Here is a 17,641-nt window from a genome sequence, read left to right as displayed (position 1 = left end):
TCAGGCCCGCGCGCCGTGCCGGCGCTGCGGGCCGCGCTCGCCCGTCACTCGGGCTCGGCCTGCAAGGGTATCTGGGCCGAGCGCATGCGGCGGTAGAGCGTGTTGCGGCTGATGTTGAGGTGCTTGGCCACGGCGCTGATGTTCCAGCGATGCAACTCCAGTGCCCGCAGCAGCTCGTCGCGCGGCGTGAGCGGCCGGTCGGCTTCATCGAGCGTGACGAAGGCCGGTTCGCGCAGCGCCGGCTCGCGCGTCGGTTCGTGGCCGGCGTCGCCGTACATGCCGCGCATCGATCCGGCCGCCGGCGGCAGCGTGGCCGGCAGCGACAGCGGCGCCATGCCGAGCGTGGGCATGTGCTCGGGGCCGATGTGGCCGTCGTCGGCAAGCGCGGCGGCGGTGCGCAGAACGTGACGCAGCTGGCGCACATTGCCCGGCCAGGGGTGGCGCAGCACCATTGCCTCGGCCTCGGGCGTCAGGCGCATTTCGGCGCCTTCGAGCGCGAGCAGGCGGCGCACCAGCTCGGCCTTGTCGGCACGGTCGCGCAGCGGCGGCAGTTCCACTTCCACGCCACACAGGCGATAGAACAGGTCTTCGCGGAACAGGCCGCGCCGGACCAGATCGGGCAGATGGCGGTGGCTCGCGCTCACCAGCTGGAACTCGACGCGGATCGGATCCTCGCCGCCGAGCGGCGTGACCTGACGCTCGTCGAGCACCCGCAGCAGCCGGGCTTGCAGCGCCAGCGGCATGTCGCCGATCTCGTCGAGGAAGAGCGTGCCGCCGTTGGCCTGCACGATGCGGCCGCGCCGGCCGCCGCGCTGGGCGCCGGTGAAGGCGCCGGTGCTGTAGCCGAACAGTTCGCTTTCGATCAGCGTCTCGGGCAGCGAGGCGCAGTTGATCGCCACCAGCGGTCCGTGGGCGCAGGGGCTGTCCTCATGGATGGCACGCGCAAACACCTCCTTGCCGGCGCCAGTCTCGCCATGCAGCAGCACCGGAATGCCGCGCGCGATGGCCCGCCGCGCCATTGCGCGCTGGGCCGCCAGCCGCGGCTCGCCGTACTCGACCACCGTGTGCCCGGTGGCCCGGGCCGCCTCCACGCCCTGCATCGGCACCGGATGGGCATGGCCGGCGAGCGCGCTGCCCGCCACCGCGATGCCGCCGGCCGCCATGCCGGCGCTGGCCGACGGAATCGCGCCGCGCGCCACCGGCGTGGGCTCGACGCCGCGTTGCAGCGCCCGCACCGCCGGCGCCTGCACCCGCGATGCCGGCCGCTGCGCCACCGCATGAACCGGCGTGGTCGCGTTCATGCGCATGACCGGCACCGGATGGAAGGAGCTTTCCACACTCGCGCGCAGCAGATCGTCGAGCGTGGCCTGGAACACTTCGTCGAGCCGCCTGCCACACAACGCGTCGACGCTGTTCACGCCGAGCAGCCCGAGCGAGGCGCGGTTGGCGGCGCGGATCCGGCCGTCGTCGCCGACCACCAGCTTGCCGCCGTTGGCGCTGTTGACGAACTCGGGCCGCACATGAAAGTGGATCGGATAGGCGTCGCGATGGCCACGCTCGATGAGCCGGTTCTCGATGGTCTGCGCGGTAATGCTCAGCAGCGCCAGCGAATGCTGCTGGTGATGGCGCGACCGGCTGGTCACGTCGAGTACCGCCGCGAACCGGCCGTTGTGGTCGAACACCGGCACGGCGGCGCAGGTGAGCTCGGTGTAGGGAGCAAAGAAATGCTCGTCCTGGCGGATCGCCAGCGGCGCGCGCGCCACCAGACAGGTGCCCATGCCGTTGGTGCCGACCTGATCCTCGGACCACAGCGCGCCCTTGCGAAAGCCGATCGCGCTGCCGTCGCGCGCGAACTGTGGCGACGACACCATGTGCAGGATCAGCCCGTCGGCATCGACCAGCACCACCGCCGCCTCGGGCTCGGACAGCTGCTGGTACAGCGTGGCCATCTCCAGCCGCGAGCACTGCACCAGATCGCCGGAGCGCTCCAGCCGCTCGGTGAAGGCCGCCGTTTCGAGCACCTCGGGCGAGCGCGGACGGGCCGGGTCCAGCCGGTACTCGTTGACGCAGCGGGTCCAGGAACTGATGACGAAATCGCTCGTGGCGTTGTCGCCGCCCCGGCTCACGACATCGAGAATATGGTGGGCATGGCCATCGGCCGCCTGCCAGGAAATGCTCATCGACCTGCCTCCTTCACTGCGCCGGCAGCCAGTTTGCGAGCCGGCGGTTCAAGTCTCAGTGGCGCGGATGTTGCGTGATTTCTCACATCCGCACAGCTAGTGCAGATGCGTATTCGGAGAAGCCAAACATGCCCAATCTCGCCAGCCTGCGCGCCGACGCCAGCGTCAATCCGGCCTTGCCCGGCGCCAGTGCCAACGGCCCACTCGACATCGTCTACATCGAGGGTTTTACCGGGGAGACCGTCATCGGCATCCACGACGACGAACTTCATCGTACCCAGCCGGTGCGCATCGACATTGCCGCCGGCGTCGCCCGCGCGCTTGCCTGCGACACCGACCGCATCGGCGACACCATCGACTACAGCGTCGTGCGTTCGGTGCTGTTGGACCTGCTGCGTGAGCACCGGTTTCAGCTGCTCGAAGCACTGGCCGAACGGGTCGCGCAAATCCTGCTGGTCGACTTCGGCGCGCGCTGGGTCCGTGTGGGCGTGGCCAAGCCGCGCAAGTTCGACGATGTGGAAGCGGTCGGCGTCATCATCGAGCGCAGCCAGCCGGCCGAACGTGCGCCGGTGGCGGCTGCGCGCGGCGATGGCTCGGTGCTGTCGCTGATCGGCGCCGGCCTGATCCCGGGCCGCACCCGCTGACAGCGGCGGGGCGCGACGCCTCGCCGCCGCAAAAAAAGGCCGCGCCCGAGAGCGCGGCCTTTTTTCCTGCGTCCTTCGGCAAGCGGCCGCTTCCGGGCCAACCGCTTGCGTCAGGCTCAAGCTCAGGCAGCGGCAAACGGGTGCGGCGAGCTGCCCTTCTTGGCGACCACGTCGGCCGCCTTGGGTTCGCGGTTGACCGCGCGCTTGATGGATTCGCGCGTGGCCTGGTAGTTGTATTCCTGGATCTTCTTGTCGTCTTCGGCAAGCCAGTGGATGAACACGCCGACGCTGATGAACAGGTCGTCGGCTTCCTCGACGGGGATGGTGCCGTCTTCGACGCTGTCGGCAACCGCCAGCGCGACGCCGCGCTGGGCCGGGCCGAACATCTGGACCGCCTGCTTGGCGCCCTTGATGGTGACCTTGTTGAACATCACGGTCGCGGGCTTGGTGACGAGGTTGGGGGCAACCACGGCGAGCAGCGACGTGAAGCCGTCCTTGTTGTTGACCAGGGCGTTGGCGAACGCGGTTTCGGCGGCACTGCCACGCGGTCCGATGAGCAGGTCGATGTGGGCAACTTCGTTGCCTTCGCCGACGAGGGATTCACCAATCAGCATGCGATCGATCTTGGCCATGCGCTATCTCCGTTACTGGTTATGGGTGCACCGGACGATTCCGGTGTCGAGGCTTCATGAATCACTTTCCATGCCAATGAGCGCCGTGACATCGCTGCCAACCCGTGTGGGCAGTGCAGCATCGACGCAAGCGGCCATGAAAGCGCTTGCAACGCTCAAATCGGCCGTGGTTCCGGGGTTGATACCGATGCGTTTGAGCTTTGCATCCCACTCCGCGAGAGCCGATGCCGGTCGTGACGACGGCAGCCGGCTTTCGGGCAGCCAGAGCCCGGCGGCGGCGTCCGTGACAATCTGAGCCGCGACTGTTCCGCGCTTGCGTGCAATGTGTGAATCGGGAAAACGCGCAAGCAGCCCCATGAAGACGGCGAGCATCGCGTCTTCCGGCCGGCCGTCGGCAAAGCGGTTGGCACTCCCCCGGACCTGGGTGTAACCGTTGGCGTACTGGGCCGCGATCAGGTCGCGGTCGGCCGCCAGCCGCATGGCCGCGAGCAGGGTCACGCTCGGCTCGGCATGCACGCTCTGCTCGGGCGCATCGCCCAGACCGCCGGGATTGGCGTGGGCGATGGCGCGGTAGGCCGCGCTCGCATCGGCCACGGTCAGACCGGCCAGAACCGCGTCGAGTTCATTGGCCAGCGAGTCGGGGATGAGGCCGTCGTCGGGCTCGGGGCCGGCCGGCGGCTGCCAGCGCTCGACCGCCAGCGCGATCGGCGCGCACAGCAGCAGGATGCCCAGATTGGTGTTGCAGCCGACCGCCGCACGCGTGGCGCGCACCGCCGCCTCGATGCGCTCGCCGACCGGCGCGCCCGGCTTGAGCAGCCCCGGCAGCGCGGCGCGCGCGCTGTCGATGAACATGCGCGCATCCATGTCATGGCCGGGCGACCCGATGCTGACATTGCCCGGCTTGGCCACGGCCACGTCGAGCGCGCAGGCAAACAGGAAGGCGCGCCGCAGCGTCGGATTCATGCGCCGGCGCCGGTCGCGTAGCGCGCGCCGGCCAGCCCGCCGAGCCGGCGGTCGAGCAGATCGTCGACCAGGCACTGGCCGATGTCGAAGCCGGTCACGCGCTGCAGGCCGCGCCAGGCCGCCACGCCGTTCACCTCGATGACCTGAAGCCCGCCCGCGACCGCCGACGGCACGATGTCGACGCCCGCGTAATCGAGGCCGAGCGCGGCGCTCGCGCGTTCGGCCAGCACGGCCAGCGCCGGCGTGAGTTCGCAGCGCTCGCACCGGGCGCCGCGCGCGATGTTGTGGATCCAGTGCTCGCTCACGCGCTTCATCGCGGTGACGGCCTTGCCGCCGACCACCAGCACGCGCCAGTCGTGGCCCGGCACGCGCGCCTGCGGCACATAGCGCTGCAAGTACGCCAGCCGGCCGAAGCCCGCCAGATCGGGCAGCGGCCGGTGCACGCCGTCGACCAGCCCGACCAGCTCGATGCCCTTGCCCTGCGAACCGAACAGCGGCTTGACCACCACCGCATGCCCGGCCGCGCTTTCGCGCATCACCACGCGCTGGGCTTCGGCCGGCGATTCGGTCACCCAGGTCGGCGGCGTGGGGATCGCGGCCTGATGCAGCAGCAGGCTGGTCGCGGCCTTGTCCACGGCGCGCTCGATGGCGCGCGGATCGTTGTAGACCGGCACGCCGAGCGCGACCAGCGCATGCAGGAAGCCGAGCCGCGTCGTCACCGCCTCGAAGCTGCCGCCGGCAATGCCGCGCACCAGCACCGCATCGGGCAGCTCGCGGCCAAAGCCCGGAATCACCAGCCCGTGCGCGCTGCGCGTGGTGTCGATGCGGCAATCGGCCAGATCGACGCAGCGGCCTTCATGGCCACGCGCGCGCAGCGCCTTCTGCAGCTTGGCCGTGTGCCAGCCGGTCTCGTCGGTCATGATCGCGACGCGCAGGCCGGCGCCCTGATTGCCCGCTAAAGTCATCAGCCCTCCGCCAGCCAGAGCGCGCCAAGCAGGTTCATGTCGAGCCGGCCGGCATGCCAGGTGCGACCGCTTTCCAGGCTGCTGACCCAGACCTCGGCCGGCGCGAACAGCGCGCCATCGATCTTGTAGAAATCGAACTCCACCGCCTTGAACACCTCGGCGAAGGAGCGGCCGTAATCGCGCGAATTGAGCGACGGCAACTGGCGCGCCAGATCGCGCGCGGCGGTGTCGTCAGCGCCCACGGTGAGATGCACCCGGCCGCCGTAGAGGATGGCGTCGTTGGTGCGACCCATCGCCTCGACGCCGTCGCGGCTCGGCGGCGGCAGCGGCGCGCTCGCATTGCCCTCGACGATCAGGTCGAGCGGAAAGCCCAGCACATGCGCCTTGTGCAGCGCCACCTCCAGCACCCGCGCCACCACCTGGGTGGTGCCGGCGAGACTGGTCGTGGGCGTGAGAATCACGGTGAGCTGCTCGGGCGCCAGACCGCAGTCGCGCAGCAGCTTGTCGACGATGATCGGCGGCGGCCGGCGATCCACCTCCAGCACGATGGCGCTCGGCCCCACTTCGTCGCGGTAGCCCAGCTCGCCGAACAGCGGCTCCTTGGCCGCCAGCGCGCGCGCCGGGCCCGAGCCGAGCGCAAAGAACTTGCGCCCGCCGCCCTCCTCCTTGCTGGCCGACAGGCTCCAGCCCGCGTACTGGCTGGCCAGGCAGGCCAGCACCGGCTGGCTGCTCGCCACTTCCAGCCAGCTCGGCCAGCCGTGCTCGGCGCGCGCGGTCAGCTCGACGCTGCCGAGCCCGCCCATGCAGATGCGGCCGACGATGAGCCCGGCCTCGACACTGCCGCGCACATCGATGCCGGCGTCGACCACGGTGACGCCGTTGTCGAGCGTGTCGACCTCGATGCCGAGATCGTCGGCGCGGTCGATCAGGTCTTGCACATGGGCCACCGCATTGGCGTTGACGCTGCTGGTCGCGCCGGCAAAGGCGGCGAGGGAATCAGACATGGGAATGCTCCGAAAAATTGTTGAGCGTTTTCAGCACCGCGTCGCGGCGGATGGCGAGCAGGCCCGCCACCGTGTCGGCATCGGGCGCATCGGCGCTGACGGTGCAGATCGGCTGGTCGGGCAGCAGCGTGGCCGCGCCGGCCGGGATGTCATGGCACCAGCCGCGCCGCTCCAGCCAGACGATGGCCGGCTCGTCGAGCGTCAGCGCGCGCTGCGCGAACACGGTCTCGCAGCCACGGATGGCGGTGCGGTCGCGCGGCGCGAGCGCCAGCGGCGGCAGCCGGCGCGCGCGGCAGGCCTCGACATGCGCCTGCAGCAGCCCGCCGGGCACGGCGTCGTCATGCAGCGCCATGCTGGCCGAGGGCCGCGGGTTGATCTCGAGTACCGAGAAGTCGTCGCCGTTGGCCATGAAGTCGAGGCTGTTGAGGCCGACCAGCCCGAACTCGCCGACCAGCGCGCGCAGCGCATCGCCGATGCGCGCCGCCAGCCGCGCCGGCAGCGCCACCGGGCCGATCACGCCGCGATACACGAAGGGCCGGTCGCCGCAGGGACCGACCAGCTGGCGGTTGAAGCCGACGATGCGCACCTCGCTGCCGTTGGCCAGGAACAGCGCCGACATCGGCACGCCGGGCACGACGCGCTGATGAAAGCAGTCGCAGGCGCCGGCATCGACCACCGCGTCGAGCGGCTGTACATGCCAGCCGCCGGTGCCGCTCGCGCATTTGCGCAGCCAGCCCGCCGTCTCGGGCGGCCGGTCGGCGCGGGTTTCCGGATGCGGAATGCCCAGCGCGCTCAGCCGCACGAAGAAGATCGACGGCGTCTTGACGCGGCGCCAGACCCAGCCCGGATTGCCGATCAGCGTGGCCGCCGCCGCACCGCGCTCGATGAGCGCCGGCTCGGCCTCGAAACCACCGCCCGGCACCCAGCCGGCCAGCCCGCCATCGCGCCGGCCGGCCTTGAGCGCCGCGACCAGCGCCTGCGGCGAGATGCGCATGCCGGCGGCATCGCCAATGCCCTGCCAGCGCCGCGATGCGCGCAGCGTGTCGCGGTCGCCGAACAAGTCGAGCGCCAGCACCGGAATGCCCGCGCCCCGGCCCGACTCGGCCAGCAGACGCGCCGACAATCCCGCTACCGCAATCATCTTTCCCCTCCCCGACTGGGTCACGCCGCCGGTCAGGCCTTGGCGGCGACGAGTTCGCGCGCCAGCGCCAGCGCCTCGGGAAAGCTCAGGTACTGCGGCTTGCCGGCCTCGCGCATGCGCACGAACAGGCCGTTCTGGGTGCCGTACTTGACGTTGCCGATGGCCAGCGCGCCGATGCCGACCGCGCGCGTGCCGGGCACCGGCTTGCCGTCGTCCATCACGCCCACGCCGGCCACGCCTTCGGGCGGCACGGCATTCACGTCGGCGGCCACCAGCAGCTTGCTGCCGGCAGCGGCCAGATCGTCGGCCGTGACCACCTGCACGCCGGCGGCGGCGCAGGCCAGCACCACCTCGCTCTGGGCCAGCTGCTCGCGCCGCGCCTCGACGGTGGAAGCGTCGGCGCCCTGCACCGTGCCGCCAAAGCGCGCATTGGTCGCATCGGCGCTTTCGGCCGCATGGGCGGCGCCGCGATGGCTGGCGATGAAAACCTTTGCACCGAGCTGCTCGCACAGCAGCGCGACGATGCGGCCGACCGGCCCGGTGCCGCCCGCGACCAGCACCCGCTTGCCCGCAAAGTCGGTGCCGTGCGCCTTGCGCAGCTGGCGCTCGGTGGCCGCGACCATGGCGGCGGCGGTGGTGAACGAGCCGCTCGGATCGGCGAAGACCGACACCTCGAACGGCGGAACCATGGCAGCGCGTGCAGCGTCGAGCATGTCGACCGCCTCGACCACGTCGCGCCCGCCGATGAACACGCCGGTCCGGGCCACGCCCTTGGGCCCGCGCGAAAAGATCGCGTCCTGCACCAGGCCGCGAACCTGCGCGGTTTCCACCTCGCAATACGGCACGACGACCTCGTAGCCGGCATCGACGGCCATGTTGACGTCGAAGGGGCTCATCTGCCGTCCCGGCGTGAGCATGTGAAGAATGAAGCGGCGTTCCACGTGGCGTCCCTCTTGGCTGGCGCGGTGCCGTGCATGCGGCCCGCATCGGTCTGATGAAACGGCGCCGCTGGCTCGCGGAGTCAGGCCGCGATACGGGCGCCGGTATTGCGCCCTTGCACGATCCGGACCTGAACACCGGCCGGTATCAGGCCCGCCGCACGCGCTTCGGCGGTCACGGCTTCGGCCTCGGCGCGGGTTTCCACGAAGGCGAAACCGGTCGGGCCCCAGCTGCTCTGGCCGATGCCGGCGCGGGTGCGCGTGGCGATCCATTCGACCGCGCGCGCCACCCGCGCACTGGTGAACATGCTGCCGCCCTGGGCCGGCGCGAAGTGCTCGCCGATGGCTCTTTGCACGGCGGTGATGCCGTCGGCAAAGGCGCCGAAGTCGCGCGTGAGCAGGCCCGGCAGCACCCGCATCAGCACCTGATGGCAGACATCCGCCGCCTGGGCCCGGCCGAAGGGCGGCAGCGTGGCGATGGCCTGTTTCTCAGCCTCGCCGTGCAAGCCGGGGCCGCAGTCGTCGAGCACCAGGATCACCGCCCAGTCCTCGGGGAAGGCGGCGCGCGCCAGGATCGGCGGCGCGGCATCGGCGCGCGCGCCCGCGGCGGCCGACGCGGCATGGCCGCCATCGACCAGAAAGCCGCCCTGATCGAAGCCGGCCACGCCCACGCCCGAGCGTTGCGCGCGGCCGAGCAGTCCGGCGATCTGCGTCGTGCTCAGGGAAAGTCCCTGCAAGCGCGCAAACGCATGACCGATGGCAAGCGCCAGCTGCGTGCCCGAGCCGAAGCCCGCATGTGCGGGCAAGACCTGATGGAGCCGCAGCGCGAGCGGCGCGGTCGCGCCCGTGACAGTACGAAGGCGCGTTACAACCTGTTCAGCCCGCGACAGTTCGCGCCGTGCCGCTTCGTCATCGGCGCTGAAGCTGTCGCTGACCCCGCGCGCAAGCGTGAGTTCGGTCGCGAAGCCGTCGATGACCAGACCGATGCTGCCGAAGCGCCGGCCGAGCGTCGCCGTCGGATCGAGGAAGCCCAGATGCAGCCGGCCCGGCGCACTGGCGCGCACCTGGGCCGGCCGCGCGGCCGGCAGCGGCCAGTCGGCAGCGGCCGGAGCGCTGGCGAGCGGGCGTCGTTCGGGTTGCGCATAGGCCTGCGCCATGCGCGTGGTGAGGTCGAGCAGTGCGTTCATGCGGCGTCGTACTTGAGATATCGGAAACGTTGGTCGGCCGGCGTGCCTTCGAGCGCGCCGCCGTCGAGGCCGGGCTGCCACAGCACGACCTCCTCGATCTTGCGGGCCAGCGCGAAGTCGCGCTCGGTGACGCCCTTGTGCGAGTGCGTGACCAGCTTGACGATCACGAAGGCATAGCTCACCGCCAGATCGGGGTGATGCCAGGCCGCCTCGGCCAGATGGCCGACGGTGTTCACCACCATCAGCGTGCCCTTCCAGCCTTCGGTACGGTACTTACGGCGGATCCAGCCGTCTTCGTAGGTCCAGTGCGGCAGCTCGGCCGCCAGCCTGGCGCGGACGGCGGCCTCGTCGTAAACGGTCAATTCCATGTCGCTCCCCGGATGGCGGCGCGCGCGGATGCGGCTGCCGGGTGCGGGATTTAGCAAGGAGCCTGCCCTCGGATGACGTCCCGCGCTGCGGGACTTCCCGCAGCGTGCGAACCCGGGCGGCCAGAAACATCCGGGCTGCCGCAGTGCAGCAGCGCCGGCATAGTCGTTTGCAGGCGCGATCCCGGCCTGTTCGGCGTCCGCCGTCGACGCTCCCCTCCCTGCCGCGCCCGAGGATTCGCCATGACGAAGCCCGTCGAGACCGCCCGCGCGCCGCTTGACCGCGAAGCGCAGGTGACCTGGCCCTATCTCGATCACGAGGTCTACGACGCGCTCAATCCGGTCGTCATCGAGCGCCACGGCCGCGAAATCGTCGCGCGCGCCGCGATCAACGGACGGCTGGTGGCGTTTCTGGGGGCCGGCGTGTCGATGGCCTATGGCCGCATCTCGTGGATCGATCTCGTGCGCCAGACGCTGGTGGAAGTGGCCAGGATCGACCCGGAGCGCTATCTCGGGCTGGAGCAGACGCATGCGCGCATCGGCTCGCGGCTGCGCACGCTGGAGCACGACCTCGGCGTGATCGGCCCGCGCGACGGCAAGCGCCAGCCGCCCGACCCGCTGCCCGAACATGCGCGCAAGCGGCCGCTGCTGCTGCTCCAGCTCTGCGCCGACATTCTCGATCTGGCGGTCCAGGGCGAAAAAACGCTGCACAAGCGCAACCCAAGGGAGGTCCGGTCGCTGGCCGAGATCTACGACCGGCTGCTGAAGGACAGCACGCATCGCGACAACGCACTGGCAGCCGCCTGGAAGCGGCTGGGCAGCAAGGGCTTGCAAGCGCCGTTGCAGGCCAGCGTCGGCGCGCTGCCGCCAGGGCCGCTGCCGGCGCGCCGGCACCTGCTGCGCGTGATCGCCGGCCAGGCCGACACCGAGCCCCGGACCGTCGACGAGCTGCATTCCAACCGCGCCGATTCCGCCATCGCGCAACTGCTGCACGACATGCAGATCCGGCGCTTCGCCACCACCAACTACGACCTCGAAATCGAACGCGCGCTCAGCATCGCCGCCTGGAATCGGCCAGCTGCCGGCACGCCCGCCGACGCCACCGAGGATGCGATCGACCGGCATTACGACAGCTTCAGCCTTGCGCCCGAGCACACCGGGCGCGCCGTCGCCTTCGCGCTCGAAGGCCGGCGCCGGCATGCGATGGTGATGCACCTGCACGGCGCCATCGACGAGCCGCGAACCATCATCGCGTCCGAGCGCGACTACCAGGAGCGCTATCTGCGGCCTTCTCAGCGCCGCGATCTGCTCGACAACGCCATCCGCACGCTGTTCGGCGCCAATCCCCTGCTCTACATCGGCTCCGGCATCTCGGAGGACGACGTGCTGCGGCCGCTGCGCGAGTTCATGAGCTTTGCGCCACGCCGCACCGACCGGCTGGGCGTGGCGCTGATGCCCGCGGCCCTGCAGCCGAGCGAGCTGGTCAGCGACAAGATCGATGCGCTGGTGCGCTACGGCATCCACACCATCCACTACGGCCATGACAGCCCGCAGGTCGACGATCCGGCCAACGCCGGCAAGGAAAGCTGGCTCTGCCAGTTCACCGACCAGCTCAAGCGGGTGCGCAAGCATCTCGAGGCGCTCATGCGGTGGAAGGCGGACAGCGGGCCGCTGCCCCTGCTGACGCGCGACAAGTTCACGCTGCGGGCGCCCCGCCACATGGACGGTCAGCCCACCGACCGGCCGGGCTCGGAAGCCCATGCCATCGACGCCGAATGCCGGCTGTTCAATGCCATCGTCGATCTGTGCATCGACCGGCCGCAGGAGGCGCGCGACTGCACGAGCGAACTCATGCTGCTGCTCAACGAGATCAGCTCCTCGGTGGTGAGCGGCTTTCTCTGCGCCCGTCTCGTCACCGAAGCCCGGTTCATGTCCACCTGGGCCCGGCGCACCCTCAGGCCGGCCGATCCGGTCGCCACGCGCGCGCCGATCGCGGCCGGCGACCGCGAGCCCGCGGTGTACTGCCACATGGCGCCGGCACTCGCCGCATGCGCGGCAGGGCAGTCGCAGGCCGGGCTCCCGGAGCGGATGCACTTCCGCGCCGTGGAGTCGGCCCCGACCGCCGCCATTGCCGTGGACGATCCGCGCTGGCACCGGCTCGCCGACAGCCTGCGCAGCCATGCCGGCTTTCAGCGCAACGACGGCCGGCGCCTGCTGCTGCTGCCGTTTCCGCGCGGCAGCGGCCGGGGCAGCATGTTCGACCAGCTGGTGCTGCATCGGCCCGAGGCGCTGCTGATGCCGCTGCAAGACCTGCTCGCGCCGACGCGCGGCCGCAAGTGCCACTGGCGTACCGGTCTCATCAGCCTCAACTACCTCTGCGATGTGTCGAACGTGGTCGAGGTGCTGACCGGCGTCATCGATCCTGAGCTCGCCGCCGAGCCGCGTCCGGCCATCGGCAATCTGCTCGGACGATTCGAACAGGCGCTCGACCGGCTGGCGGTCAAGGACGGGCAGCGCCGGCGGGCCGGCGAGAAATGCGCCGAGCGCGTGCTGCTGGTGCTGTCCAACGTGGGCGTGCTGTTCGATGCCGACGGCCAGCCCAAGAACGGCCAGCTGGCCCGCCTGCTGGCGCTCCTGACCGATCCGCGCTACCGCCTGCTGCCCATCGACTTCATGGTGTTCTGCGACGACCGCCATGTGCCGCAGTCCCTGCTGCTGTCCGGCCAGCCGGCCGAGGGCGCCGGTCCGCAGGCGCTGCGTCGCCTCGGCGCCATCGAGACGGCCGAGCGCTATGAACGCGAGCCGAGGCTGGTCCGGCGCGGCATTGCGCCGCTCGACCGCAACGATCCGGCGGTGCATGTGCATGTGCCGCAGCGCAGTCTGGCGCGCGAGGTGGCCGCTGCCTTCATCGGGCCGGTCGCGCCGGACGGCGAGATCGATCGGAAGCTGGTGCAGCTGCATCACGCGGTCGCCGGCAACCGCATCGCGCTCACGCTGCTGCTGGCGCTGGCCGCCGAGGAATGCGCGGGCAGTTCCGACACCGCCGACCGCGCCGACGCCCGGCTGGTCGGCTGGCTCGACACCACCGCCGTCACGCTCGCCGCGCGCACCCATGAACGCACGCCAGCCGTCGCCATCCACCATGTGCACGACCGCTGGGCCCTGCTGCATCAGCGCAATGAAGCCTGGCTGCTGGGCGGCGAATGCGGCGCCATCCTGACCCACTGGCTCGACCCGCGGCTCACGGCGGAAGAGCGCCAGCGGCTCGCGCCCGCTTCCGGCCGGCCGATCCGCATCAGCTGGCGACTGACCGAGGAAATCCTCTGGCATCTGTCGGTGTTCTCGCATCCGGTCGAAGTCGCGGTGCTCGACCAGTGCCCGGCGATCCGCACGCTTGCGCTCGAGTGGCTGCGCCAGCTCCGAGCCGCGCCGGCCGGCTACGGTCGCGGCGATGAAAAGATCGAGCAAAAGCTGACCGCCCTGATCGGCGCGATGACCGAGATCGCGGTCCACCGCTGTCTTGCGCTCCGGCTGGCGCCGCGCCAGCTCGGCGGCGCCGGCACCCGGCGCCGTCATGTGGGAGACCCCATCGCGCCGGACGACGACCAGCCGCCGCGCTACACGGTGCATCGCATGATCCAGCGCCACTTCATCCGCATGATGGGCGGGCGCGACATCGAGGGCATCGAGTGGGATCAGTTCACGACCTCGCTCTACGCCTCCCAGCCCGACGAAATCCCGACGCTGTCGACCGATGCGCACCGCAAGATCCGCCGGCTCATCAAGTCGCTCAGCCGCTACGCGCTCGCGCCCGGCTATGCCAATGCCTGGGTCGATCCGCCGAAGGACGACGACGACGCGCCGGCCGACGACGGCATCGCGGTCGCGCCCCCCGGACGCGACCGGCTGCGCGAATTCCAGGCCCTGCGCGCCGCCTACTTCGTGGCGCGCTCGACCTATTCGGTCGGCGTGCTGTCGCACATCGCGGCGCAGACGCATTCCTCGGATCGCCAGCAGCCGATCGGCCACATGGAGGAATACCGCCGGCTGATCCGCTGGATCACCCATCGCGCCCAGACCCTGCAGGACGCCCAGCCGCAAGCCGGCGGCAGCGGCTTCTTCCATCGCGGCGAACTGGTCTGGCTGTATGCCGAATGCGGCGTGATGAGCCTGACCCAGGGCAAGCTGGAAGACGCCGAAGCGCTGCTCAACCTGGCCTTGCGCGCGGTGCGCGGCATCGAATGCGACGACACCGGTCCGCTGCATGTCCGGCTGCTGCTGCAACTGGCGCTGGTGCGCATCGAGCGCGGCCGCGCGCATTCGGCGGTCCAGCTGCTCAAGGACATCGCGCGCCGGCATGACGAGCATCCGGTGCCGCGCCTGATCGCCGAGTTCCACCTCGGCCTGATCGAGCATCTGGGCGGCGAATACCACTCGGCCGCGCGGCGCTACGAGACCGCGCTGGCGGGCTTCCGCAAGCACAACCGGTCGCGCGCCACCGCCTTCGTGCTCAAGTGCCAGGCCGATCTGCACATGGCGCTGGCGCCCGACCGGGGCCAGGAGGCGATCGCGCTGGCGCTGGAAGCGATCGCCGTGGCCCAGCGCGGCGGCCATGAGGATGTGCACATGCTGGCCCTGCTCACGCTGGTGCGGCTGCGGACGGCGGCCGATCCGTCGCGGTCGCATACCGAGTCCTATCGCCAGATCGAGGTGGTCGAGCAGTACGGGCTCGACATGGGCATGCCGCGCATCCAGGCCGCCGCCCATCTGGTGCGCGCCTGCGTGCTGCTGAGCCAGGGCGAAACCAAGCTCTCGGCGCGCGAGGCGGTGACCAGCGCCGAGATCGCCGCGCTCTACGACCTCAAGCTCTACAAGGCCAAGGCGCTGCTCACGCTGGCGCAGATCTACAAGCGGCGCGACGAGCATCAGCAGGCGCGCGACCTGATCCGGGTCGGCTTCGAGATCGCCAACGCGGCCGAGTACTTCTCCTGCGTGCGCGGCTTCCGCTCGCTCGAGGCGACGCTGGTCGCCGAGTCGGGCGCCGGCGACGACAGCCTCTGAGCGGGCGTTTCGGCGCTCGGCCCGCGCACCGGCCGCGCCCGTCGCACCGCTCGCGCCCGCCCCCTACCGGCACAACCCTGAAATCCGGCAACAGCCCGCGTCGGCATCGGCTTATCCCCCCTTCCCGCCCGAGGCGAGCGGACACACTCGCTCGCCAATCGGGGCGTCCTGCGCGCCCTTCCTTCCACTCCAACCTTCAGGTACGGCATGCGCCAGATGAGCATCCGCACGCGCCTTTTTCTGCTGGCCGTCACCGGTGCGTCGATCGCGGCGCTGCTGGGCGGCGCCGGCCTTCACGGCTTGCAGCAGGCGCGTGCCAACAGCGAGGCCTTCGAGCACAGCGTCAGCTCGGTCCGGCTGGCCACCAATGCCGACATGGCCCATGACGCGGTCCGCGCCGAGGTGCTGCGCGCCGCCATGGCCTATCAGGCCGGCGACCGCGCGGCGGCGGCCAGCGCCGACGCCGACCTCAAGCGCGACCTCGCCGACCTCGACGCGGCGCTGGTCGCCGCGCGCGCCGCCGCCGGCCCGGCGCTGCACGCCAAGATCGACACCACCCGCCAGAGCGTGGCGCGCTATGCCGAATCGGCGCGCGCCACGGTGGCCGCCATCGGCGCCGATCCGGCCGGTGCCCAGGCGCCGCTGGCCCGCTTCCAGACCGTGTTCGACGAGCTGGCCGTGACGCTCGGCGCCACCTCCGAAGCCATCGAGCAGGACGCCGATGCCACGCAGGCCCAGGCGCGCGAGTTCAACCGCTCGGCCGGCCAGCTGATGACCGTCGCGCTGATCGCCGGGCTGAGCCTGCTGGCGGCGGTCTGCACCTGGGCGATCCTGACCGTCGCCCGGCCGCTGGCCAGCATGTCGGCCGCGCTCCGGCACCTCAATGCCGACGACGGCAATCTGGCGCTGCGCATGCCGGCGCTGCCGGCCGAGTTCGGCGAGGTGTCGCGGCTGGTCAACCGCTTTCTCGACCGGTTGGCGCAGCTGATCGGCGAGGCGCAGCAGGTGGCGCAGGAGATCGCCGCCGCCAGCGCCCAGATCGCCGCCGGCAATACCGACCTGAGCCAGCGCACCGAGCAGACCGCCGGCGACCTGCGCTCGGCCGCCGCCTGCGTCGACCAGATCAACGCGACCGCCGGCCACAGCGCCGAATCGGCCCGCCGCGCCGACCAGCTGGTGCGCGCCGCCAGCGCGGTGGCGGTACGCGGCGGCACGACCGTGGCCCAGGTCGTCACCACCATGGCCGAGATCGACGGCGCCTCGCGCAAGATCAACGACATCATCGGCGTCATCGACGGCATCGCCTTCCAGACCAACATCCTGGCGCTCAATGCGGCGGTCGAGGCGGCCCGCGCCGGCCCCGAAGGCCGCGGCTTTGCCGTGGTGGCCAGCGAGGTGCGCAGCCTGGCCCAGCGCAGCTCGCTGGCGGCCAGCGAGATCAAGCAGCTGATCGCGTCGAGCGTGGACAGGATCGTGACCGGCGGGCGCTATGTGAGCGACGCCGGCCAGACCATGAACGAGATCGTCGCCAGCGTGCGCGAGGTGACCGAGACCATCCACGAGATCACCGTGGCCGCCGCCGAGCAGAGCGTGGGCATCGGCATGGTCCACGACAAGGTCTGCGAGGTGGACCGCAGCACCTCGGCCAATTCGCAGCTGGTCGAGCTGACCGCCGACGCCACCGCCGAGCTGGCGAACCAGGCCCGGCGGCTGGTCGACACCTTCAGCGTGTTCCGCGTCGGCGCTGCCGTGGCGGTGCAGTCATGAGGCCGGCGCTGCGCCGGGCCGCCCTGGCCGCCCTGGCCGCCGCCCTGCTCGGTCCGCTGCACGGCGCCCGCGCCGCGCCGGAAGAGATCACCGTCTTCACCGACGAGTTCGAGGCGCCGGGCGAGGTCTCGCATCAGCTGCATCTCAACTACGTCAACCGCAGCCGCCGCGTGCCCGAGTACCCCGGCGAGCAGGCGCCCAACCGCGTGCTGCGCGCCATGCCCGAGACCGCCATCGGCATCGCGCCCGACTGGAATCTCGGCATCCATGTGCCGTTCTCGTTCGACCGCAACACGCATCGGGCCCATGTGGACGGCCTGAAGCTGCGCCTGACCAATCTGCAGGTGCGCCAGCTCGACGACGAGCTGAGCGGCTTCTACGGCGCCAACTACGAGCTGAGCTGGCTCGCGCACCGGTTGTCGGAAAGCCGGCTGGTGGCCGAGCTGCGCGGCATCGTCGGCCTGCGCAACCGCGACTGGCTGCTGGCGGTCAATCCCATCCTCAACCGGCCGGCCAGCCGCGGCGGCACGCTCGACGAGCCGATGAGCCTCGACCTGTTCGGCAAGCTGATGCGCACCTGGGGCAGCGAGCTGGCGCTGGGCGTGGAGCACTTCGCCCAGCTCGGGCCGGTCCGCCGGCCCGGCTTTGCCGAGGGCTCGGCCCAGGTCACCTATGCGGTGGCCGAATGGGCGACCGCCTCGGGCTTCACCTTCCACACCGGCATCGGCCGGGGCTGGCGCGGTGGCGACGACAAGATCGTGTTCAAGGCGCTGATCGGCCTGCCCTTCGACTGA

The 17,641-nt window shown here is 70.9% G+C and carries 13 protein-coding genes; 4 read left to right on the top strand and 9 right to left on the bottom strand.

All coding sequences use genetic code 11. The features are described 5' to 3' along the window. Window positions 1-44: 44 nt before the first annotated feature. A complete protein-coding gene (locus B9P64_RS08175) occupies window positions 45-2,180 on the bottom strand; it encodes a sigma-54-dependent Fis family transcriptional regulator (RefSeq protein ID WP_085315716.1) in 2,136 nt (711 codons plus the stop codon). A 128-nt stretch (window positions 2,181-2,308) separates the two neighbouring features. Here B9P64_RS08175 and B9P64_RS08170 point away from each other — a divergent pair, with 128 nt between their 5' ends. Then, window positions 2,309-2,824, top strand: coding sequence for a dihydroneopterin aldolase (locus B9P64_RS08170; protein ID WP_085315715.1), 516 nt, complete (start codon window positions 2,309-2,311; stop codon window positions 2,822-2,824). Between the two features lie 122 nt (window positions 2,825-2,946). Here the strand turns inward: B9P64_RS08170 and fae are convergent, their stop codons facing one another. The 8 genes from fae to B9P64_RS08130 all read right to left on the bottom strand — a co-directional run bounded on the left by fae (window position 2,947) and on the right by B9P64_RS08130 (window position 10,022). Next, window positions 2,947-3,456 (bottom strand): formaldehyde-activating enzyme, encoded by a 510-nt coding sequence (gene fae, locus B9P64_RS08165; RefSeq protein WP_085315714.1) that lies wholly within the window; start codon window positions 3,454-3,456, stop codon window positions 2,947-2,949. A gap of 54 nt (window positions 3,457-3,510) precedes the next feature. Beyond that, a complete protein-coding gene (locus tag B9P64_RS08160) occupies window positions 3,511-4,419 on the bottom strand; it encodes a triphosphoribosyl-dephospho-CoA synthase (protein WP_085315713.1) in 909 nt (302 codons plus the stop codon). Then, window positions 4,416-5,384: an ATP-grasp domain-containing protein gene (locus B9P64_RS08155; RefSeq protein ID WP_085315712.1), complete on the bottom strand. Its 969-nt coding sequence runs from the start codon at window positions 5,382-5,384 to the stop codon at window positions 4,416-4,418. Before B9P64_RS08155 ends, B9P64_RS08160 begins: the two co-directional genes overlap by 4 nt. After that, window positions 5,384-6,388, bottom strand: coding sequence for a methenyltetrahydromethanopterin cyclohydrolase (gene mch, locus B9P64_RS08150; protein WP_085315711.1), 1,005 nt, complete (start codon window positions 6,386-6,388; stop codon window positions 5,384-5,386). Before mch ends, B9P64_RS08155 begins: the two co-directional genes overlap by 1 nt. Then, window positions 6,381-7,529 carry an ATP-grasp domain-containing protein gene (locus B9P64_RS08145; RefSeq protein ID WP_085315710.1) on the bottom strand — a complete coding sequence of 383 codons (1,149 nt, stop codon included), beginning with the start codon at window positions 7,527-7,529 and terminating at the stop codon, window positions 6,381-6,383. Before B9P64_RS08145 ends, mch begins: the two co-directional genes overlap by 8 nt. Window positions 7,530-7,561: 32 nt before the next feature. Beyond that, window positions 7,562-8,425, bottom strand: coding sequence for an NAD(P)-dependent methylenetetrahydromethanopterin dehydrogenase (locus B9P64_RS08140; RefSeq protein WP_235839928.1), 864 nt, complete (start codon window positions 8,423-8,425; stop codon window positions 7,562-7,564). A gap of 125 nt (window positions 8,426-8,550) precedes the next feature. After that, entirely contained in the window at window positions 8,551-9,654 is a 1,104-nt protein-coding gene (locus B9P64_RS08135; RefSeq protein ID WP_235839927.1) for a beta-ribofuranosylaminobenzene 5'-phosphate synthase family protein, read from the bottom strand. Beyond that, window positions 9,651-10,022: a 4a-hydroxytetrahydrobiopterin dehydratase gene (locus B9P64_RS08130; protein WP_085315708.1), complete on the bottom strand. Its 372-nt coding sequence runs from the start codon at window positions 10,020-10,022 to the stop codon at window positions 9,651-9,653. The genes B9P64_RS08135 and B9P64_RS08130 overlap by 4 nt, the downstream gene beginning before the upstream one ends. 240 nt (window positions 10,023-10,262) lie before the next feature. Between B9P64_RS08130 and B9P64_RS08125 the strand changes: the two genes are divergently transcribed. The 3 genes from B9P64_RS08125 to B9P64_RS08115 all read left to right on the top strand — a co-directional run bounded on the left by B9P64_RS08125 (window position 10,263) and on the right by B9P64_RS08115 (window position 17,641). Continuing rightward, window positions 10,263-15,080: an SIR2 family NAD-dependent protein deacylase gene (locus B9P64_RS08125; RefSeq protein WP_085315707.1), complete on the top strand. Its 4,818-nt coding sequence runs from the start codon at window positions 10,263-10,265 to the stop codon at window positions 15,078-15,080. A gap of 216 nt (window positions 15,081-15,296) precedes the next feature. Beyond that, window positions 15,297-16,847, top strand: a complete 1,551-nt coding sequence (locus B9P64_RS08120) for a methyl-accepting chemotaxis protein (protein WP_139826199.1) — start codon at window positions 15,297-15,299, stop codon at window positions 16,845-16,847. Then, on the top strand, window positions 16,844-17,641 hold the full coding sequence (locus tag B9P64_RS08115; RefSeq protein ID WP_085315705.1) for a hypothetical protein: 798 nt from the start codon (window positions 16,844-16,846) through the stop codon (window positions 17,639-17,641). The genes B9P64_RS08120 and B9P64_RS08115 overlap by 4 nt, the downstream gene beginning before the upstream one ends.

The organism is Derxia lacustris (assembly GCF_002105195.1).
GTDB lineage: Bacteria > Pseudomonadota > Gammaproteobacteria > Burkholderiales > Burkholderiaceae_E > Derxia > Derxia lacustris.
The sequence above is the reverse complement of the archived record's forward strand: the minus strand, read 5'-3'. Positions and strand labels throughout refer to the sequence as shown.